Genomic DNA, 19,019 nt, shown 5'->3' with positions numbered 1-19,019 from the left:
CCTGCTGCTGCGCGGCACCGGCAAGGACGAAGTGGAGCGGGGCATGGTGCTGGCCAAGCCGGCGTCGATCACGCCGCACACCAAGTTCAAGGCCGAGGTGTACGTGCTCAGCAAGGAAGAGGGCGGGCGGCACACGCCGTTCTTCAACGGCTACCGGCCGCAGTTCTACTTCCGCACGACCGACGTGACCGGGGTGGCGCACCTGCCCAGTGGCACCGAGATGGTGATGCCGGGGGACAACGTGACGCTGGAGATCGAGCTGATCACGCCGGTGGCCATGGAGAAGGGCCTGCGCTTCGCCATCCGCGAGGGCGGCCGCACCGTGGGCGCGGGAACGATTTCGGAAATTGTGAAGTAACGGGCGAAGACGAACGACCCAACGGGCTTCGATCCAGCGATCTTTGAGAGAAAAACATGCTAGGTAAAGAACGAATCCGAATCCGGCTGAAGGCCTACGACTACCGCGTGCTCGACCAGTCCACCGGCGAGATCGTGGAGACGGCGCGGCGCACCGGCGCGCAAATCGCCGGGCCGATTCCGCTGCCCACGGTGAAGAACAAGTATTGCGTTCTTCGCTCTCCGCACGTGGACAAGAAGTCGCGGGAGCAGTTCGAGATCCGCACCCACAAGCGCCTGCTCGATATCCTCGAGCCGACGCAGCAGACGGTGGACGCGCTCATGAAGCTCGACCTGCCCGCCGGTGTGGACGTGGAGATCAAGGCGTTCGGCAAGGAACATAAATAGCTGCTCGCTGCTCGCTTCTGGCTTCTGGCCAGCAGCCGGTAGCAAGCAGCCAGCAGCGTTTCACCTACAGTGCCCCGCTGATCGCACGCGACGGCATGATGAGGGAAGGGAATAGCAATGCCAGTCAACGGCATCCTGGGAAAAAAGGTCGGCATGACGCAGCTGTTCGATGACAAGGGCGACGTCCGTCCGGTCACCGTGCTGCAGGCCGGCCCGTGCGTGGTCACGCAGCGCAAGACCTCGACGCGCGACGGCTACGAAGCCGCGCAGATCGGCCTGGTCGAGTTCGTCAAGGGCAAGAGTGTGAACAAGCCCATGACCGGACACTTCGCCAAGCACGACCTGCCGCCGGTGCGCATTACGCGCGAGGTGGCCATCGTCAGCGACGCGACCGACGCAGCAAAAGAGGCGGAGAAAAACGAAGCAGCCGCATCCGGCGATGGCGTTAAGGTCGGCGACAAAGTCCTGGTCGACATCTTCGAGGGAGAGAAGTTCGTTGACGTGATCGGCACCAGCAAGGGGCGCGGCTTTGCCGGCGTCGTGCGGCGCCATCACTTTGCCGGCGGCCCCAAGTCGCACGGTTCGATGTTCCAGATCACCGGCTCGATCGGTTCCTCGGCCTTCCCGTCGCGCGTGTTCAAGGGCATGCGCATGTCGGGACACATGGGCGTGGACCGGGTGACGGTGCGCAACCTGCGCGTGCTCGGCGTCGACAAGGACGAGAACCTGCTGCTGGTCGAGGGCGCCGTGCCGGGACCAAATGGCGGCTACGTGCTCATCAACCGCGCCAAGAAGCCGCCCAGAGAGCGCCGCGGATTCGCCGGCGCCACCACGCTCGACCCGTTGAAGGCGTCGAAGAAGCGCGCCGGAGGCGGCAAGAAATAAGGATTGGGAGGTTCGGGCTTTCGGTTCTTGTTCAAGCCAAGAGCCAACAGCCAAGAGCCAAGAGCTGACTTATGGCAAAGATTGACGTTCACAACCTGGAAGGCAAGAAGGTCGGATCGCTCGACTTGCCCGACGAGGTCTTTGGCGCCATCAATGAAGACCTGCTGTGGGAGGCGGTCAAGCACTACCGCGCTTCGCGGCGCGCCGGCACCCACGCCACCAAGAACCGCAAGCTGGTTTCCGGTTCGGGCAAGAAGCTGTGGCGGCAGAAGGGCACCGGACGCGCCCGCGTGGGCTCCATCCGCTCGCCGCTGTGGCGGCATGGCGGCACCGTGCACGGCCCGCAGCCGCGCTCCTACGACTACCAGTTCCCGCGCAAAAAGCTGCAGGGCGCGCTGCGCTCGGCGCTGGCGTCCAAGCTTCAGGATGGCAAGCTGACGGTCGTCGAGAGCTTCGAACTGAAAGAAATCTCCACCTCGGCCTTCCGCGAAGCGCTCGATGCGCTCAAGGTCGAAAAGACCGCGGTGCTGGTCGACGCCAAGGGCAGCGACAACCGCAGCCTGCACCTGAGCACGCGCAACCTTTCCGGCGTCGAGCTGCTGCGCGGGCGCGACGTGCACCCCTATCACCTGCTGCGCTACGACCGCGCCGTGTTCGCGCGGCCGGCGCTGGAGGCCCTGGCCGGGTCGCTCGCCAAGAACGCCCCCGCCAGTCGCAAGAATAAGGAGGCCGTGTCATGAAGTCTCCTTATCAGGTCATCCTCCAGCCGGTGATCACGGAAAAAGGTTTGGGCGTAAAGGAAACCGAAGCCACGCTGGTGTTCCGCGTGGCCGCCAAGGCGAGCAAGACCGAGATCAAGCAGGCGGTGCAGACCGTGTTCAAGGTGAAAGTGGACTCGGTGCGCACCGCCAACTTCCAGGGCAAGGAGCGCCGCCGCGGCAAGTTCGCCGGCTACCGCCCCGACTGGAAGAAGGCGTACGTGAAGCTGAAGGCCGGCGAAAAAATGCCGGAGTACGCGCAGAACTTGTAAACCGCTACTGGCCGCTCGCAAAAGCAGTGGCCAGCAGCAAGCAGCGAGACTTTTATGGCAATCAAGACTTACAGACCGGTGACCTCAACGCGGCGCTTCCAGACCGCGCTGACCAACGACGAGATCACGACCGACCGGCCGTTCAAGCCGCTCACCTCGCCCAAGCAGCGCACCGGCGGGCGGCGCAACTCGGGCGACGTCACCTCTTGGCATCGCGGCGGCGGGCACAAGCGCAAGCTGCGCCTCATCGACTTCAAGCGGGACAAGGCCGGCATTCCGGCGTCGGTCGTCTCCATCGAGTATGACCCGAACCGCTCGGCGCGCATTGCGCTGCTCAGCTACGCCGACGGCGAGAAGCGCTACATCCTGCACCCGGCCGGACTCGAAGTCGGACGGAAAGTAGTCAGCGGCGCCGAGGCCGACATCCTGGTCGGCAACGCGCTGCCGCTGCGCAACATCCCGGCCGGCACCACAATCCACAACATCGAGCTCAAGCCGGGCAAGGGCGCGCAGATGGTGCGCTCGGCCGGCGGCGCCGCGCAACTGGTCGCCAAGGAAGGCGACTACGCGCTGGTCAAGCTGCCCTCGGGCGAAACGCGCAAAGTGCTCGTCGACTGCATGGCCACCATCGGGCAGGTCGGCAACGTGGACCACGAGAACGTCGCCATCGGCAAGGCGGGACGCACCCGTTGGCTGGGACGCCGTCCGGTGAACCGCGGCGTCACCATGAACCCGGTGGACCACCCGCACGGCGGCGGCGAAGGCAAGACTTCGGGCGGACGCCATCCGGTCACGCCCTGGGGACAGCCCACGCGCGGCTACAAGACGCGCAACAACAAGCGCACCGACCGCTTCATTGTGCAGCGGAGGCAGAAGTAAGCATTTTCTAGAGACGCAGCTTGCTGCGCCTCCCGGGAAGAGACGAATTATGCGTTCGACAAAAAAAGGACCGTTCGTTGACCAGCACCTGATGGAAAAGGTGGAAGGCATGAACCGGCGCAACGAGAAGAAGGTCGTGCGCACCTGGTCGCGCCGTTCCACCATCGTCCCGGAAATGGTGGGACACACCCTGGCGGTGCACAACGGCAAGAAGTTCATCCCGGTGTACGTCACCGAAAACATGGTGGGACACAAGCTGGGCGAATTCAGCTTCACCCGCCAGTTCAAGGCGCACTCCATGAAGGCGGCGGCGGAGGCCGCAGCCAAGCCGGCCGGCGTCCCCGGCGGACCAGGCGCCATCGTGCCGGCCGCGGGCTCGGCCCCGGCAGCGCCGGCAGCCCCGGCGGGCGGGAAGAGCTAAAAGATTCTGTAGAGACGTGGCTTGCTGCGTCGCTGCACGAACGATTGGAACTGAACATGGCAGAAGCAAACATCACCGAGTTTCGCGCGGAAGGACGCTACCTGCGGGTGTCGCCGCAGAAGGCGCGCCTCGTGCTCGACCTGATCAAGGGCCGGCGCGTGGAAGACGCCATGAACACGCTGGCGTTCACCAAGAAGGGCATCGCGCCCACCATCGGCAAGATCCTGCGCTCGGCGGTGGAGAACGCCAATTATTTGAGCCAGGAAAAGGGCCTCGACGTTGACGTCGACAACCTCGTCGTCAAGCGCGCCGTTGCCAACGACGGCCCGCGCATGAAGCGCATCCGTCCGGCGCCGATGGGCCGCGCCTACCGCTATCAGCGGCGCATGGCGCACATCGTCATCGCGCTGGCCGAGCGCAACGCATCGCGCGCCGCTGCCGAAACCGCCGAACCGGCGCAGGGCAAAGGCAAGGGCAAGACCGCGGGACGCAAGAAGGCAGGCAAATAGCTATGGGACAAAAAGTGCATCCTTACGGATTCCGCCTCGGCTATACCAAGCCGTGGAAGTCGCGCTGGTTCATGGAGCGCGACTACGACAAGCTGCTGCTGGAGGACTACAAGCTCAAGAACGAGCTGAAGGACAAGCTCAAGTCGGCGGGCGTCAGCTCGGTCGAGATCGAGCGGCCGGGCAACAAGCTGCGCATCATCATCCGTACCGCGCGTCCGGGCATCATCATCGGCCGCAAAGGCGCCGAGATCGACAAGCTCAAGCAGGACGTGCAGAAGCGCACCAACCGCGAGGTCTACATCGACATTCAGGAAGTGCACAAGCCTGAACTCGACGCGCAGCTGGTGTCGGAGAACATCGCGCTGCAACTGGAAAAGCGCGTCGGCTTCCGACGCGCCATGCGCAAGGCGGTGGATTCGGCGCTGCGCTTCGGCTGCAAGGGAATCAAGGTGCGCGTCTCGGGCCGGCTGAACGGCAACGAAATCGCCCGTTCGGAGTGGTACCTGCAGGGACGCTTGCCGCTGCACACCCTGCGCGCCGACATCGACTACGGCTTCAGCGAGGCCAAGACGACCTATGGCGTGATCGGCGTGAAGTGCTGGATCTACCGCGGCGAAATTCTGGCGCAAAAAAAGCGCGAGCCGCAGGCAGCCACCGGGGCCGGCGCGTTTTAGGTTCTGATTTGGCCGGATGCGCGGTGCGCGTCCGGCAACGGGAAACTGGCAACCAAGAACTGAGAACTGTCTTATGTTGATGCCGAAAAAAGTTAAGTACCGCAAGCAACAGCGCGGGCGCCGCCGTGGCAAGTCGTGGCGCGGCTCGTCGCTGACCTTCGGCGACTACGGCTTGAAGGTCCTGGAGCCTGGCTACATCACCGACCGCCAGATCGAGGCGTCGCGCGTCGCCATGACGCGTTTCGTCAAGCGCGGCGGCAAGGTGTGGCTGCGCCTGTTCCCCGACAAGCCCGTGACCAAGAAGCCGGCTGAAACCCGTATGGGCAAGGGCAAGGGCGCGCCCGATCACTGGGTGGCCGTCGTGCGTCCCGGCAAGATCGTTTTTGAGATGGAAGGGGTCACGCTGCCGGAGGCGCAGGAAGCGATGCGGCTGGCGTCGAACAAGCTGCCGCTGCGCACCCGCTTTGTGTCGCGGCACGACCACCTTCAATAAAGGCTGACGAAATGGCAACGCAAGCGAAGTCGAAAGCAAAATCCGGAAGCAAGGCGCAAGCCGCGACGAAGGCGAAGCTGGCGGCTGAGAAGAAGGTTCCCGCTGCCGCCGCCCCGGCCGAGCGCCGCCCGGCCGCCTCGAGCGCATTCTCGGGGCGCCGCAACAAGGAAGCGGAGAAGATCCGCAACCTGGCCGACAACGAACTCGACCATCGCCAGCGCGAGCTCAGCGACCAGCTCTTCCGGCTCAAGTTCCAGCTCAACATGGGCCAGACCGAGAGCCTGAAGAAGATCCGCGGCCTGCGCAAGGACCTGGCGCGCGTCAAGACCATCATGCGCGGCCGCCAGCTGGGCCTGGAGCCCACCGGTACCGCCAACAAGTAGGCACGACTTTGTAGAGAGACGCAGCTTGCTACGTCTCCCGAGAGAAGAAGATACGAACATGGCAGAGACACAGCAGCAACCCGGCAGATCGCGCCGCAAGACGGTGGTGGGGGAAGTCGTCTCCACCAAGATGCAGAAGACGATCGTCGTCGAAGTCAATCGCCGCAAGGCGCACGCGCTCTACAAGCGCGTCGTGGCGCGCTCCAGCAAGTTCTACGCGCACGACGAAAAAGGCGTTGCCAAGCTTGGCGACGTGGTGCGCATCGAGGAAACGCGCCCGCTCTCGAAGCTCAAGCGCTGGCGCCTGCAGGAAGTCGTGCGCAAGTCCGCATTGGCCGAACCCGCCGGCGAACTGGCCGAGGCACTGTAAAACGGGAGACGTGAGGAGACAGCCATGGCTGTGATGATGAGAACCATGCTCGAGGTCGCCGACAACAGCGGCGCCCGCAAGCTCCAGATGATCCTCCCGCTCGGCGGCTCCACCGGCCTGCGCGCTGCGCTCGGCGATGTGGTCACCGCGTCGGTCAAGGAAGCCGCGCCCGACGGGCAGGTGCAGAAGGGCAAGGTCGTAAAGGCCGTGATCGTTCGCACGCGCAAGGAACACCGCCGCCGCGACGGCACCTACATCCGCTTCGACCAGAACGCCGCCGTACTGATCAACGAAGTCGGCGAGCCGGTCGGCACGCGCGTCTTCGGGCCCGTGGCCCGCGAGCTGCGTGAGAAGCGGTTTTTGAAGATCGTTTCACTCGCCCCCGAAGTGCTCTAACGGAGAACGGAAGGCGCTTCTGGTTTGGGCTTAGCAGGCAACTGACAACTGGCAACTGAGAACTGATTCGAAATGCATACACACGCAGATATCCGACGCAACGACACGGTGCGGGTCATCACCGGCCGCGACAAGGGCAAGGAAGGCCGCGTGCTCCGCGTGTTTCCCGACGAAGGCAAAGTCCTGGTGGAGCACGTCATGATGGTGAAGAAGAACGTGCGCCCCAACCCGGCCAAGAACATCAAGGGCGGCGTGGCCGAACAGGAGAGCCGCATCTCGCTCTCCAACGTCATGCTGGTCTGCGGCACCTGCGGCCCGGTGCGCGTAGGCCACCAGTTCCAGGGCGACCGCAAAGTCCGCGTGTGCAAGAAGTGCAACAACGTGCTGGAAGGGAAGTAGAAAGCAGTCGTCCTGAGCGAACCCCGGGCGATAGCGAGGGCGCAGTCGAAGGACCCCTATAGCCACGAAACGGTAGCCACCCCGAGACCGTGGCGAACAAAGAAGAAGACTATGGCAAAAGACAAAGATCAGAAGCCGAAAAAGCAGCAGGCCGCCGAGGCCGAAGCTCCGGCCGGCAAGCCGCAGCGTCCGCGCGCCAACAACCGCGCTACCGCGCGGCTGCACGATCGCTTTGAGAAAGAGATTGCTCCCGCGCTGATGAAGGAGCTCTCCATCTCCAACCCCATGGCCGTGCCCCGGCTCCACAAAGTCGTGGTCAACATGGGCGTGGGCGAAGCCACGCAGAACGCAAAGATCCTCGACCCGGCCGCCGGCGAACTCGGCCAGATCACCGGCCAGAAGCCGGTCATTACGCGCGCCAAGAAGTCCATAGCGGCCTTCAAGGTCCGCGAAGGCCAATCCATCGGCGCCATGGTCACGCTGCGCGGCGACCGCATGTACGAGTTCATGGACCGCCTGATGAACGTAGCTCTGCCGCGCGTGCGCGACTTTCGCGGCGTTTCGACCAAGAGCTTCGACGGACGCGGCAACTACACCCTCGGGCTGAAGGACCAGCTGATCTTCCCCGAGATCGATTACGCGAAAGTGGACAAGCTGAAGGGCATGAACGTCACCATCGTGACCACGGCGCGCTCCGACAACGACGCGCGCGCCCTGCTCAGGCACCTCGGCATGCCCTTCCGTACGCAGTAGCTTTCGGAGGAAACGCGGGCCTTTGGGCCCGCGAAGAAGGGCGGAACAAGGCGCGGCTTTAGCTCGAAACTCGAAACTCGAAACTGGAAACGGAATCTAGATGGCAACTACAGCAAAGCGAGTCAAAGACAAGAAGAAGCCCAAGTTTTCCAGCCGGAAGCACAACCGTTGCAGCATGTGCGGCCGGCCGCGCGCGTTCCTGCGCAAGTTCGGCATTTGCCGTCTGTGCTTCCGCGGGCTGGCGCTGCGTGGCGAAATACCCGGGGTTTCCAAGTCGAGCTGGTAGCAAGAAGCGGTTTCAGGTTTCGAGTTTCAAGTTTCGCGCAACGTCGCGGTTTTGAACTCGAACCTTCGAAACTTGAAACTTTGAAACTTGGTTTTATCGCCGTCGCAGGTTTCCCGGTCTTGACCGTGGACGAACGGGCGGCGTGAGGAGAAGCAAGCTGATGAATTTGACCGATCCGGTCGCAGATTTTCTGGCCCGCCTGCGCAACGCGTTGCGCAGCCGGCAGCCCAAGGTCGATGTCCCGGCCAGCAAGCTGAAGCTGGAGATTGCCCGCATTCTCAAAGAAGAGGGCTACATCGCCAACTTCAAGGTCACCGACGAAGAGGGCAGGCGCGTGCTTCGCGTGTATCTCAAGTACGGCGCGAACAACGACTCGCCCATCAGCAAGCTGGAGCGCGTGTCGCGCCCCGGTTGCCGCGTGTACGTCGGCCGCAACGAGATTCCCCGCGTGCTGGGTGGACTGGGCATCAACATCCTGACCACGCCGCGCGGCGTCATGACCGGACGCCAGGCGCGCAAAGAAGGCGTGGGCGGCGAGATCCTGTGCCAGGTGTGGTAGCGCGCGGCCGCACTTTGCGCGTCCGCGCGGTGTCAGGTTTCAGGTTTCAAGTTGCTCGAACCTGATTGGCGCAACGCGCAACGAATTTGCTGGAAGCCGGCGGAACGAGCCGCGGGCCGACAGCCGAGAGCTGAGAACGATTTATGTCGAGAATCGGTAAAAAACCAATTGCCCTCCCGCAAGGGGTGAAGGTTTCCATACAGGGCAACACCGTGTCCGTTCAGGGCCCGAAGGGAAAGCTCGAAACCGAGCTTCCGCGCGGCATCCAGATGGCGCAGGAGAACGGCCACCTGGTGGCCAAGCGCGAGAACGACTCGCAGGCCGCGCTGCACGGCCTGGCACGGGCGCTGGTGAACAACGCCGTCGAAGGCGTCACCCGAGGCTGGACGCGCGAGCTGGAAATCGTCGGCATCGGCTACCGCGCCGAGATGAAGGGCAAGCAGACCGTGGTGTTCACGCTCGGCTACTCGCATCCCATCGAGTACCCGCTGCCTTCCGGCATCGAGGTCGCGGTGGACGCGAAGCAGACGCGCCTGACCATCACCGGCGCCGACCGGCAGAAGGTCGGCCAGGTTGCCGCCGAAATGCGCGGCCTGCGTCCGCCCGACCCGTACAAGAACAAGGGCGTGCGCTACGCCGGCGAGCGGCTGAAGAAGAAGGTCGGCAAGACGGGAGCCAAGTAAGGCGTCATCCTGAGCGAGGCCCGCCGCGGCGGGCGGAGTCGAAGGATCCCTGCTTGACCGATGCACCAGGGGAACAGGAACAACGGCCATTGGCTTGAGCGAAGAGCCGATAGCTAAGAGCCAAAAGCGAAGAGCGATTTTATGATCTCGAAGGAATCCAAGAACGTCGTTCGTACCCGCGTGCACGAGCGCATTCGCAGGCGCATGCTGGGCACCGCCGAGCGTCCGCGGCTGAACGTGTATCGCTCGCTCAATCACATTTACGCCCAGGTGATTGACGACATGCGGGGCGTCACGCTGGTGTCGGCCTCGACCAACGAGAAAAAGGAAGGCCGCGCCAAGGGCGAGCGCAAGGCCACCGGCGGCAACGTCGCCGCGGCCAGGGCGATCGGCAAGCTGATCGCCGAGCGCGCCAAGGCCAAGGGCGTGGAGAAAGTTGTGTTCGACCGCGGCGGCTATCTCTACCACGGGCGCATCAAGGCCCTGGCCGATGCCGCCCGCGAGGCAGGATTGAAGTTTTAGCAGTCTGTCAGTCTTTCCGCCGGTCAGCGATCAGCGGACCGGCTGGCAAGCTGACCGACTGAAGACTGGAAGAGTAGATTTCATGGCGCTAGCAACCAAAAAAAGACTCGACGCAGGCAGCTACCAACTCAAAGACCAGGTGGTCTCCATCAACCGCGTCACCAAGGTCGTCAAGGGCGGCAAGAACCTCTCGTTCGCCGCGCTGGTCGTCGTCGGCGACCCCTCGGCCGCGGTGGTGGGCTACGGCTCCGGCAAGGCGAAAGAAGTGCCGCAGGCCATCCGCAAGGGCATCGAAGCCGCCAAGAAGAACCTGGTGAAGGTCTCGCTCACGCAGACCACCATTCCGCACCAGGTCCTCGGACGTTTCGGTTCAGGGCTGGTGCTGCTGAAGCCCGCTCCGGAAGGCACCGGCGTCATTGCCGGCGGCGCCGTGCGCGCCGTGATGACCTCGGCGGGCGTGCAGAACGTGCTCACCAAGTCCATCGGCACCACCAACCCGCACAACGTCATCAAGGCCACGTTCCGCGCGCTGGAGCAGTTGCGCGACCGCAACGACGTGGCCGCCATGCGCGGCAAGCCGGTCGAGGAGCTCTAATCATGACGGCGCAGAAGAGCACCAAATCGGCAGGCAAGATCAAGTTGCGCTGGGTACGCTCTTACATCCAGGCGCCCGTAAAGCACAAGAAGGTCGTGCGCGGGCTGGGCTTCACCCGTTTGAACCAGGTCATCGAGCGCGAAGACTCGCCCTCGATCCGGGGCATGGTCGCGAAAGTGCCGCATCTGGTCGAGATCGTGCAGTAGCGAGAGTGACATCATGAATCTATCCACAGTTCGCGCCCCCAAGGGCGCATCGGAAAAGCGCAAGCGCGTGGGCCGCGGCATGGGCTCGGGCATGGGCAAGACCTCCACCCGCGGGCACAAGGGCCAGCGCTCGCGCTCCGGCTCGCGCATGCTGCGCGGCTTTGAAGGCGGCCAGATGCCGCTTCACCGCCGCCTGCCCAAGCGCGGCTTCACCAACATCTTCCGCGTCGAGTACGCCATCGTGAACCTGGAGTCGCTGGCGAATCTCGGCGAAAAGAACGTCACGCCTGACGTGCTCCGCAAAGCCGGGCTCATCGGCAAGCGCGACGAGCTGGTCAAGGTGCTCGGCGACGGCGAGCTGAAGGGCGCGGTTCACGTCCGGGCGCACAAGTTCTCCAAGTCGGCCGCCGAGAAGATTACGAAGGCCGGCGGAAAAGCAGAAGTGATCGCGGCCTCGGCGTAGCGGTTAGCCAAGAGCCAATAGCTAAGAGCTAAAAGCAGGGAAGCAGTTGAGGGCGCAGTAAATGTTTGAAAAGTTAGCCAACATCTTCCGGATTCCCGATCTTCGCAAGCGTGTGCTCTTCACGCTTGGCTTGCTGGCCGTGTACCGCCTCGGCGGACACATTCCCACGCCCGGCATCAACGCCGACCTGCTGCAGCAGTTCTTCGATCAGAACCGCGGCACCTTCCTCGGCTTCGTCGACCTGTTCAGCGGCGGACAGCTTCGCCGCCTGACCATCTTCGCGCTGGGCATCATGCCCTATATCACCGCCTCCATCATTCTCCAGTTGCTCACCGTCGTGTATGAGCCGCTGGCGAAGCTGCAGAAGGAAGGCGAGCTGGGCCGGAAGAAGATCACCCAGTGGACGCGCTACCTCACCCTGCTGCTCAGCGCGCTGCAGTCGTTCGGCATCGCCATCACCCTGCAGAAGCAGACGGTCTCGGGCGGCACCGCTTTTGTCACGAATCCCGGCTGGGGATTCGTGCTCATGACCATGCTCACGCTCACCACCGGCAGCGTGTTCATCATGTGGCTGGGCGAGCAGATCACCGAGCGCGGAATCGGTAACGGCATGTCGCTGCTCATCTTTGCCGGCATCGTCGTCGGACTGCCGCGCGCCGTGGCCGACCTCTACGAAAAAGTCCAGACCGCGGCCTGGGGCGCCTTCACCGCGCCCGCCGTTGTCATCCTGATCGCGCTCATGGTCGCGGTGGTGGCGTTCATCGTTTACGTGGAGCGCAGCGAACGCCGGATTCCGGTGCAGTACGCCAAGCGCGTGGTGGGACGCAAGGTCATCGGCGGCGGTTCCACCCACCTGCCGCTGCGCGTCAACTCGGGCGGCGTGATGCCGGTCATCTTCGCATCCTCGATCCTGACGTTCCCGCAGACGCTCGCCTTCGTGCTCAGGCAGAACCCGCGGCTCGATGCAATATTCGGGCCGTTCCTGCGCTCCATCGCCTGGGGCGAGCCTCTTTACACGCTGCTCTACGCCGTCGGCATCATCTTCTTCGCCTACTTCTACGTTTCCATCGTGTTCAACCCCAACGAAGTGGCCGACAACATGCGCAAGTACGGCGGATTTATTCCCGGCATCCGGCCTGGCGCGCGCACCGCGAACCACATCAACGAAATCCTGACCCGCATTACGCTCGTCGGCGCTCTTTACCTGATCATCATCTCGTTCATTCCCGAGTGGATGATCGCCGGCATCCGGCTGAACCACCTGCCGGGCGCGCTGGGCGCGTTCTTTGAGCGCCTGCCCACGTGGGTCACCAACGGCTTGGGCGTCAACTTTTATTTTGGCGGCACGTCACTGCTGATCGTGGTGGGCGTCGCCATGGACACCGTGCAGCAGATCGAGTCGCAGCTGATCATGCGGCACTATGAAGGCTTTACGCCGCGCAGCGGTCGCATCCGCGGCCGGCGCACCTGGGCGTCGTGAATGGCTTTGAAGGTGAGCACCCGGGCGGACGCGGTGTCGAAAAGGCCTCCCGCCAGTGTTGGCCCGGTCATCCTGATGGGCCCGCCCGGCGTGGGCAAGGGAACGCAGGCCAAGCGCCTGGTTGAGATCTTCGGCATCCCGCAGATCTCCACCGGCGACCTGCTCCGCGACCACGTGGCCCGCGGCACCGAACTGGGGCTGAAGGCCAAGACGTTGATGGACCGGGGCGAGTTGGTTCCGGACGAATTGATGTACCCGATGGTGGCCGAGCGGCTGAAGCGCGCCGACTGCAACCGGGGCTTTATCCTCGACGGCTTTCCGCGCACACGCGCGCAGGCCGAGTGGCTCGAAGCGCAGTTGAACGACCAGCTCTTTGACAACCAGTGCCGTATTCCGCCGGTTGTGATCACTATTTCGGTCGACTATAATGAGCTGTTAAAGCGGCTTACCGGTCGCCGTCAGTGTCCCTCCTGCGGGCGGATTTACAACGTCTATAGCCAGCCTCCACGGGTCCCCGGTCAGTGCGATGTGGACGGCTCCAAGCTGGTGACCCGGCACGACGATAGCGAAGAGGTCATCTCCGAGCGGCTGAAGCGTTATGAGCAGGACACGCTGCCGCTGAAGGAGTTCTATCGCGCCCAGGGCCGCCTCACGGAAGTCGACGGCGGGCGTGCGGTGGATGAAGTTACCACCGACTTGGCGCGTATCCTGGAGCGGAATGGCCATCGTTTGTAAGTCGCCTGGCGAGATCGAGAAGATGCGCCGCAGCGGGCACATCGTCCGCCAGGTGCTCGACGAGCTCGCGGCCATGGTGAAGCCTGGCATCACCACCATGGACCTGGAGCGCGCCGCCGAGAAGAAGATCCGCGACGCCGGGGCCAAGCCGGCATTCAAGGGCTATTACGACTACCCTTGCTGCCTGTGCACCTCGGTCAACAACGAGATTGTGCACGGCATCCCGTCGGAAAAGCGGGTGCTCGAGCACGGCGACATTGTTTCCATTGATTGCGGCGTGGTGCTCGACGGCTACTACGGCGACGCCGCCATCACCGTTCCGGTGGGCAACAGCCTGAAGCCGGAGCTGAAAAAGCTTTTGGACGTGACGCGCGAGTCGCTGGAGAAGGCCATCCAGGCGGCGCGCGTAGGAAACACCGTCGGCGACGTCGGCGCGGTGGTACAGGAAGTGGTCGAGGCGGCGGGATTCAGCGTGGTCCGCGAGTTTGTCGGCCACGGCATCGGCACCCGGCTCCACGAAGACCCGCAGGTCCCGAACTTCGGCACCCGCGGACACGGAGCACGGCTGCGCGAGGGCATGGTGATTGCCATCGAGCCCATGGTGAATGCCGGCAAGGCTGGCGCGCGCGTGCTGGATGACCGCTGGACCGCGGTCACCGAAGACGGCAGCTTCAGTGCCCACTTCGAGCATTGCGTGGCCGTAACCGCCGACGGGCCAGTGATTTTGACGCAGTAAGGGCCTTGCACCGGAATTAGGGTCTGGTTCATCAAATGGTGAGCGCCTTCTGATGTTCCAGATCCTCTGACAATCAGGGTCTTGCTTCTGGTCTGAGTTGGCCTCGGGCTTGTGGGTTGTTCGTAGGCTTTAGGCTTGTGGCGGTGGAAGAGCGGGCCTTTAGGCCCGCGATGACGAGCTGGAAACGAGAGAAAGGGCATTTGAGCAAGGAAGACGCGATCGAAGTGATGGCGGTGGTCATTGAGCCGCTGCCCAATGCCATGTTCCGGGTGGAACTGGAGAACAAACATCAGGTGCTGGCGCACGTCTCCGGCAAGATGCGCAAGAACTTCATTCGCATTCTTCCCGGCGACCGCGTGGCCGTGGAGCTTTCGCCCTACGACCTGACGCGGGGACGGATCGTCTACCGGTACAAATAAAGGCTTCCGTTTCGCTAGGAACGAGACGGGAAACGAGAAACGGGAACGGTTTTTATGAAGGTTCGGGCATCGGTAAAGAAAATTTGCGACAAGTGCAAGATCATCCACCGCCGCGGCGTGGTGCGCGTGATCTGCGAAAACTCGAAGCACAAGCAGAGGCAGGGGTAACGTCATGGCTCGCATTGCAGGCGTGGATCTTCCGCGCAACAAGCATGTCAACATCGCGCTGACCTACATCTTCGGCATCGGGCACCCGCGCGCCGACCGCATTGTCGCCGCCGCGAACGTCGACCCGGCGAAGAAGGTCCAGGACCTGAACGAAGAAGAGGTCAACCGCATCCGCCAGGTCATCGAGGCGGAAGGAAACGTCGAAGGCGACCTGCGCAAAGACGTTTCCATGCACATCAAGCGGCTGATCGAAATCGGCTCGTATCGAGGCTATCGTCATCGCCGCAACCTGCCGGTCCGCGGCCAGCGCACGCACACCAATGCGCGAACGCGCAAAGGTCCTCGCAAGGGCACGGTTGCACAGAAGAAGAAAGCGACGGCAAAAACGTAGAACCAGTTCCCAGTTCTCGGTCCCCGGTCCTCAGTCAAACGAACTGAGCGCCAACTGAGAACTGAGAACCGAGAACTGAGAACTCGAAAATGGCAAAACCAGCAGCAGGAGCAGCAGCACCCGGCGCCGGCGCAGCCGCACCGGAGAAAAAAGGCAAGAAGAAGCAGTTCAAGAAGCGCGAGCGCAAGAACGTGCCGCACGGGCTCGTCCACGTGCAGGCGTCGTTCAACAACACCATCGTGACCATCACCGACCAGGCGGGCAACGTGCTCTCCTGGAAGAGCTCCGGATCGCTCGGTTTCCGGGGATCGCGCAAGGGAACGCCGTTTGCCGCGCAGCAGGCCGCCATGAACGCCGCCAACCAGGCGCGCGATCACGGCGTGCGCAGCGTCGACGTGAAGGTCTCCGGCCCCGGCTCCGGCCGCGAGTCCGCCATCCGCGCCCTCGCCGCCGCCGGCATTGAAGTGCGCAGCATCAAGGACGTGACGCCCATCCCGCACAACGGATGCCGTCCGCCCAAGCGCCGCAGAGTGTAAGAAGCATACGGACCGGGACGAAGCGATGCCATTCGCGTAAACCGGTCGTCACCCGAAGTTAAGGAGAAAAAACTTGGCACGAGAAACAGGCGCAGTCTGCCGTCTTTGCCGCCGCGAAGGAATGAAGCTGTTCCTGAAGGGGGCCAAGTGCTTCAGCGACAAGTGTCCCGTCGAGAAGCGCAACTTCGCCCCCGGACAGCACGGCAAGGACCGCAAAGCGAAAGTCGTCGGCTACGGCCTTCAGCTCCGCGAAAAGCAGAAGACCAAGCGGATTTACTTCACCCAGGAACGCCAGTTCCGCAATTACTTTGAGAAGGCGTCGCGCTCGCAGGGCGTCACCGGCGAAGCGCTGCTTCAGCAGCTCGAAACCCGTCTCGACAACGTGGTCTATCGCTCAGGCTTCGCCATCTCGAGGCGTCAGGCGCGCCAGTTGGTGCGGCACGGGCACATCCAGGTGAACGGACACAAGGTGAACATCCCGTCGTACTCGGTCAGGGCCGGCGACGAAGTGGCCGTCCGCGAGCGCAGCCGCAAGCTGCCCGTCGTGGAGCAGGCGCGTGAGTTCACCAGTCACCAAACACCGCCGTCGTGGCTCGCCATTGATCGCGACAACCTGACCGCGCGCGTCAACAGCGTTCCCAAGCGCGACGAAATCCAGCTGCCCGTAAACGAGCAGCTCATCGTCGAGCTGTACAGCAAGTGAGGTTCGGTTCGGGGGTTGTTTTTTGAGACTTCGAAACTGGAAACTTTGAAACTGCAGTTTTGCCCGCTTCTCGCGCCCGATTCGCCATGCGCGACGCAGCGCCTCAGCCGCACGGGCCGGCGGGGGGTCGCCTTGTGCAGCAGGGCCGGAAGGAGAATGCAACACCATGGTGCTTTGGAAAGGCTTTCAAAAACCCAAGCGGCTCGCGGTCGACACCGAGACGCTCAACGACAAGTACGGACGCTTCTACGCTCAGCCCTTCGAGCGCGGATTCGGCACGACCGTGGGCAACGCCCTCCGTCGCGTGCTGCTCTCCTCGATTGAAGGCGCCGCCGTCAGCGCGGTCAAAATCGAGGGCGTCCTGCACGAGTTCCAGTCCATCCCCGGCGTGGTCGAGGACGCGACCGACATCATCCTCAACCTCAAGCAGGTGCCCTTCAAGCTCAACGGCGACGGCCCCAAGGCCATCTACCTGCGCGCCGATCAGCCGGGTGTCGTCAACAGCGGCATGATCGAAGCCGACGCCGATGTCGAAGTCCTCGACAAGGACGTGTACATTGCCACCGTCAGCGAAGGCGGCAAGCTTGACATGGAAATGCGCCTCAAGCGCGGACGCGGCTATGTCTCCGCCGACAAGAACTTCGACGAAGACCTGGGCCTCGGCTTCATCCCCATCGACTCGGTCCACTCGCCGGTGCGCAAGGTGAACTACACCGTCGAAGCCGCGCGTCTCGGCCAGATCACAGACTACGACAAGCTCACGCTCGAGATCTGGACCAACGGCAGCATCACCCCGGCCGACGCGCTTGGCCTGGCCGCCAAGCTCCTCAAAGACCACATGAACATCTTCATCAACTTTGAGGAAGAGCTGGAAACCGCCACCGCCGGTGAAGAGCGCAAGCCGGAAATCCGCAACGAGAATCTCAACCGCTCGGTCGAAGAGCTGGAGCTCAGCGTTCGCAGCTACAACTGCCTGAAGAACGCCAATATCCAGACCATCGGCGAGCTGGTGCAGAAGACCGAAGCCGAGATGCTCAAGACCAAGAACTTCGGCCGCAAGTCGCTGAACGAGATCAAGGAAATCCTGGCGTCCATGGGCCTGAGCCTGGGCATGAAGATCGACGAGCACGGCAACGCCGTTCCCGGCGCGCCGCAGCCGCCGATCCCGGTGTCCGCGTATCCGCCCGAGCTGCCGGAAGAGCTCGACCAGTAATGCCGTTCCGCGGATCGGTAGAGACGCGGCTTGCTGCGTCTCTACTCCGCGATGTTGCAGGCGCCGGGCGGCGCCTTTCGGCCCTTCACCGGGAGCCAAAAGCCAGGGGCGATTTCAGAAAGGGAGCGAACATGCGTCATCTCAAGGCAGGATGGAAACTCGGGCGTAACACCAGCCATCGTCGCGCGCTGCTGCGCAACCTGGTCACCTCGCTCATCGTCGAGGAGCGCATTGAGACGTCGGTCGTCAAGGCCAAGGCCATGCGCCCGCACGTGGAGAAGATGATCACCCTGGGCAAGCGCGGCGACCTCGCCGCCCGCCGCCAGGCCGGCGCGTTTCTCATGACGCGCGAGTCGGTCGACAAGCTCTGGGAGATCGCGCCGCGCTTTGGGGACCGCAATGGGGGCTACCTGCGCATCATCCGCAGCGGCTTCCAGCAGGGTGACGGCGCCGAGAAGGCGTTTGTCGAACTGATTGGCAGCGAAAAGAAAATCGAGGCCCGGCGCAAGAAGCGCGCGGAAACCAGGGCCAAGCGCGCCGAAGAGACACGCAAGGCAATGGAACAGGCCGAGGCCGAAGCCAAGGCCGGCGGCGAAGAGGCCGGCGACAAGGGCAAGGAATGAGTTTCAATCAGGAGCTCTGCGCACGCGGGCGAACCCTCGCCCGCGTTTTTCTTTGTGGAAAACTTCACGCAACCACTCCCGCTACGCCGCAATCCATACAACTGAAATCATGAAGGAGGAGCACCTCATGGCGTTCCAACTCCCGCCGCTTCCGTACGACTACAACGCCCTCGAGCCGTTCATTGACACCGAAACCATGCAGCTTCACCACGACAAGCACCACGCCGCCTATGTCAACAACCTGAACGCCGCGCTGGAAAAACATCCGCAATTCTTCAGCAAGACGCCCGAAGAAATCATCACCAACCTGAACTCAATCCCTGAAGACATCCGGACCACCGTCCGCAACAACGCCGGCGGTCACGTGAACCACAGCATCTTCTGGAAGCTCATGCAGAAGCCCGACGGCAGCGTCTCGGCCGGCCCCATTGTCTCCGCCGTCGATGACGCCTTCGGCGGCTTCGAGGCGTTTCAAAAGCAGTTCAACGAAGCCGGCGCCAGGCACTTCGGCAGCGGATGGGTCTGGCTGGTGCGCGCGCCCGGCGGCCAGCTGCGCATCATCACCACGCCAAACCAGGACAATCCGCTGATGCAGGGCCTCTTCCCAATCCTCGGCAACGACGTCTGGGAGCACGCCTACTACCTGAGGTATCGCAATCGCCGTCCCGAGTATCTCGCCGCCTGGTGGCAGGTGGTGAACTGGAACGAAGTCAACCGCCGCCTCGAAGCGAGCAACAAACTTGTAAAACAGACCGCCGCGTAAGA

General features: G+C 63.2%; 32 protein-coding genes and 1 pseudogene. All 33 read left to right on the top strand.

Annotated features, from left to right (window positions below; genetic code table 11):
• Positions 1-358: elongation factor Tu (tuf, locus tag VFA60_02455; protein ID HZQ90635.1), on the top strand; the 358-nt coding region annotated here is incomplete at its 5' end.
• A gap of 56 nt (positions 359-414) precedes the next feature.
• Entirely contained in the window at positions 415-744 is a 330-nt protein-coding gene (gene rpsJ / locus VFA60_02450) for a 30S ribosomal protein S10 (protein HZQ90634.1), read from the top strand.
• Between the two features lie 117 nt (positions 745-861).
• Complete coding sequence (gene rplC / locus VFA60_02445) at positions 862-1,629, top strand: 50S ribosomal protein L3 (GenBank protein HZQ90633.1); 768 nt, start codon at positions 862-864, stop codon at positions 1,627-1,629.
• Positions 1,630-1,700: 71 nt separating this feature from the next.
• The gene (gene rplD, locus VFA60_02440; protein ID HZQ90632.1) at positions 1,701-2,369 is read left to right on the top strand and encodes a 50S ribosomal protein L4; all 669 of its coding nucleotides are present in this window, start codon (positions 1,701-1,703) and stop codon (positions 2,367-2,369) included.
• Positions 2,366-2,659, top strand: coding sequence for a 50S ribosomal protein L23 (locus VFA60_02435; protein ID HZQ90631.1), 294 nt, complete (start codon positions 2,366-2,368; stop codon positions 2,657-2,659). Before rplD ends, VFA60_02435 begins: the two co-directional genes overlap by 4 nt.
• A gap of 54 nt (positions 2,660-2,713) precedes the next feature.
• On the top strand, positions 2,714-3,538 hold the full coding sequence (gene rplB, locus VFA60_02430) for a 50S ribosomal protein L2 (protein HZQ90630.1): 825 nt from the start codon (positions 2,714-2,716) through the stop codon (positions 3,536-3,538).
• A gap of 46 nt (positions 3,539-3,584) precedes the next feature.
• A pseudogene (rpsS, locus tag VFA60_02425) lies at positions 3,585-3,845 on the top strand (30S ribosomal protein S19).
• Between the two features lie 170 nt (positions 3,846-4,015).
• Positions 4,016-4,468, top strand: a complete 453-nt coding sequence (gene rplV / locus VFA60_02420) for a 50S ribosomal protein L22 (protein ID HZQ90629.1) — start codon at positions 4,016-4,018, stop codon at positions 4,466-4,468.
• A 2-nt stretch (positions 4,469-4,470) separates the two neighbouring features.
• Positions 4,471-5,142 carry a 30S ribosomal protein S3 gene (gene rpsC / locus VFA60_02415; GenBank protein HZQ90628.1) on the top strand — a complete coding sequence of 224 codons (672 nt, stop codon included), beginning with the start codon at positions 4,471-4,473 and terminating at the stop codon, positions 5,140-5,142.
• Positions 5,143-5,215: 73 nt separating this feature from the next.
• Complete coding sequence (rplP, locus tag VFA60_02410) at positions 5,216-5,635, top strand: 50S ribosomal protein L16 (GenBank protein ID HZQ90627.1); 420 nt, start codon at positions 5,216-5,218, stop codon at positions 5,633-5,635.
• Between the two features lie 11 nt (positions 5,636-5,646).
• The gene (gene rpmC, locus VFA60_02405) at positions 5,647-6,018 is read left to right on the top strand and encodes a 50S ribosomal protein L29 (GenBank protein ID HZQ90626.1); all 372 of its coding nucleotides are present in this window, start codon (positions 5,647-5,649) and stop codon (positions 6,016-6,018) included.
• Positions 6,019-6,076: 58 nt separating this feature from the next.
• The gene (rpsQ, locus tag VFA60_02400) at positions 6,077-6,388 is read left to right on the top strand and encodes a 30S ribosomal protein S17 (GenBank protein ID HZQ90625.1); all 312 of its coding nucleotides are present in this window, start codon (positions 6,077-6,079) and stop codon (positions 6,386-6,388) included.
• A gap of 24 nt (positions 6,389-6,412) precedes the next feature.
• On the top strand, positions 6,413-6,784 hold the full coding sequence (gene rplN / locus VFA60_02395; GenBank protein HZQ90624.1) for a 50S ribosomal protein L14: 372 nt from the start codon (positions 6,413-6,415) through the stop codon (positions 6,782-6,784).
• A 72-nt stretch (positions 6,785-6,856) separates the two neighbouring features.
• Positions 6,857-7,183, top strand: a complete 327-nt coding sequence (rplX, locus tag VFA60_02390) for a 50S ribosomal protein L24 (GenBank protein HZQ90623.1) — start codon at positions 6,857-6,859, stop codon at positions 7,181-7,183.
• Positions 7,184-7,294: 111 nt separating this feature from the next.
• Positions 7,295-7,936 (top strand): 50S ribosomal protein L5, encoded by a 642-nt coding sequence (gene rplE, locus VFA60_02385; protein ID HZQ90622.1) that lies wholly within the window; start codon positions 7,295-7,297, stop codon positions 7,934-7,936.
• 100 nt (positions 7,937-8,036) lie between these two features.
• Positions 8,037-8,222, top strand: a complete 186-nt coding sequence (locus tag VFA60_02380; protein ID HZQ90621.1) for a type Z 30S ribosomal protein S14 — start codon at positions 8,037-8,039, stop codon at positions 8,220-8,222.
• A 160-nt stretch (positions 8,223-8,382) separates the two neighbouring features.
• On the top strand, positions 8,383-8,781 hold the full coding sequence (gene rpsH, locus VFA60_02375) for a 30S ribosomal protein S8 (GenBank protein HZQ90620.1): 399 nt from the start codon (positions 8,383-8,385) through the stop codon (positions 8,779-8,781).
• A gap of 143 nt (positions 8,782-8,924) precedes the next feature.
• A complete protein-coding gene (gene rplF / locus VFA60_02370) occupies positions 8,925-9,464 on the top strand; it encodes a 50S ribosomal protein L6 (GenBank protein HZQ90619.1) in 540 nt (179 codons plus the stop codon).
• 141 nt (positions 9,465-9,605) lie between these two features.
• On the top strand, positions 9,606-9,986 hold the full coding sequence (gene rplR, locus VFA60_02365; protein ID HZQ90618.1) for a 50S ribosomal protein L18: 381 nt from the start codon (positions 9,606-9,608) through the stop codon (positions 9,984-9,986).
• Between the two features lie 82 nt (positions 9,987-10,068).
• Positions 10,069-10,581 (top strand): 30S ribosomal protein S5, encoded by a 513-nt coding sequence (rpsE, locus tag VFA60_02360; GenBank protein ID HZQ90617.1) that lies wholly within the window; start codon positions 10,069-10,071, stop codon positions 10,579-10,581.
• Positions 10,582-10,583: 2 nt separating this feature from the next.
• A complete protein-coding gene (rpmD, locus tag VFA60_02355) occupies positions 10,584-10,787 on the top strand; it encodes a 50S ribosomal protein L30 (GenBank protein HZQ90616.1) in 204 nt (67 codons plus the stop codon).
• Positions 10,788-10,800: 13 nt separating this feature from the next.
• The gene (rplO, locus tag VFA60_02350) at positions 10,801-11,250 is read left to right on the top strand and encodes a 50S ribosomal protein L15 (protein ID HZQ90615.1); all 450 of its coding nucleotides are present in this window, start codon (positions 10,801-10,803) and stop codon (positions 11,248-11,250) included.
• A 61-nt stretch (positions 11,251-11,311) separates the two neighbouring features.
• Positions 11,312-12,730, top strand: a complete 1,419-nt coding sequence (gene secY, locus VFA60_02345; protein HZQ90614.1) for a preprotein translocase subunit SecY — start codon at positions 11,312-11,314, stop codon at positions 12,728-12,730.
• A complete protein-coding gene (locus VFA60_02340) occupies positions 12,731-13,465 on the top strand; it encodes an adenylate kinase (protein HZQ90613.1) in 735 nt (244 codons plus the stop codon).
• Positions 13,449-14,201, top strand: coding sequence for a type I methionyl aminopeptidase (gene map / locus VFA60_02335; GenBank protein ID HZQ90612.1), 753 nt, complete (start codon positions 13,449-13,451; stop codon positions 14,199-14,201). The genes VFA60_02340 and map overlap by 17 nt, the downstream gene beginning before the upstream one ends.
• A 200-nt stretch (positions 14,202-14,401) precedes the next feature.
• The gene (infA, locus tag VFA60_02330; protein HZQ90611.1) at positions 14,402-14,620 is read left to right on the top strand and encodes a translation initiation factor IF-1; all 219 of its coding nucleotides are present in this window, start codon (positions 14,402-14,404) and stop codon (positions 14,618-14,620) included.
• Positions 14,621-14,674: 54 nt separating this feature from the next.
• Positions 14,675-14,788 (top strand): 50S ribosomal protein L36, encoded by a 114-nt coding sequence (gene rpmJ / locus VFA60_02325; GenBank protein HZQ90610.1) that lies wholly within the window; start codon positions 14,675-14,677, stop codon positions 14,786-14,788.
• A 4-nt stretch (positions 14,789-14,792) separates the two neighbouring features.
• Positions 14,793-15,179: a 30S ribosomal protein S13 gene (rpsM, locus tag VFA60_02320; GenBank protein ID HZQ90609.1), complete on the top strand. Its 387-nt coding sequence runs from the start codon at positions 14,793-14,795 to the stop codon at positions 15,177-15,179.
• Between the two features lie 89 nt (positions 15,180-15,268).
• Positions 15,269-15,715, top strand: a complete 447-nt coding sequence (rpsK, locus tag VFA60_02315; GenBank protein ID HZQ90608.1) for a 30S ribosomal protein S11 — start codon at positions 15,269-15,271, stop codon at positions 15,713-15,715.
• 73 nt (positions 15,716-15,788) lie between these two features.
• Positions 15,789-16,418 carry a 30S ribosomal protein S4 gene (rpsD, locus tag VFA60_02310; protein ID HZQ90607.1) on the top strand — a complete coding sequence of 210 codons (630 nt, stop codon included), beginning with the start codon at positions 15,789-15,791 and terminating at the stop codon, positions 16,416-16,418.
• Positions 16,419-16,587: 169 nt separating this feature from the next.
• Entirely contained in the window at positions 16,588-17,631 is a 1,044-nt protein-coding gene (locus VFA60_02305) for a DNA-directed RNA polymerase subunit alpha (protein ID HZQ90606.1), read from the top strand.
• A gap of 131 nt (positions 17,632-17,762) precedes the next feature.
• Positions 17,763-18,254: a 50S ribosomal protein L17 gene (rplQ, locus tag VFA60_02300; GenBank protein HZQ90605.1), complete on the top strand. Its 492-nt coding sequence runs from the start codon at positions 17,763-17,765 to the stop codon at positions 18,252-18,254.
• A gap of 127 nt (positions 18,255-18,381) precedes the next feature.
• Positions 18,382-19,017, top strand: coding sequence for a superoxide dismutase (locus VFA60_02295; GenBank protein HZQ90604.1), 636 nt, complete (start codon positions 18,382-18,384; stop codon positions 19,015-19,017).
• The last annotated feature ends 2 nt before the right edge of the window (positions 19,018-19,019 follow it).

It is taken from the genome of Terriglobales bacterium, assembly GCA_035651995.1.
Classification (GTDB): domain Bacteria; phylum Acidobacteriota; class Terriglobia; order Terriglobales; family Acidobacteriaceae; genus DASRER01.
This window is presented reverse-complemented; position numbering and strand designations above follow the sequence as displayed.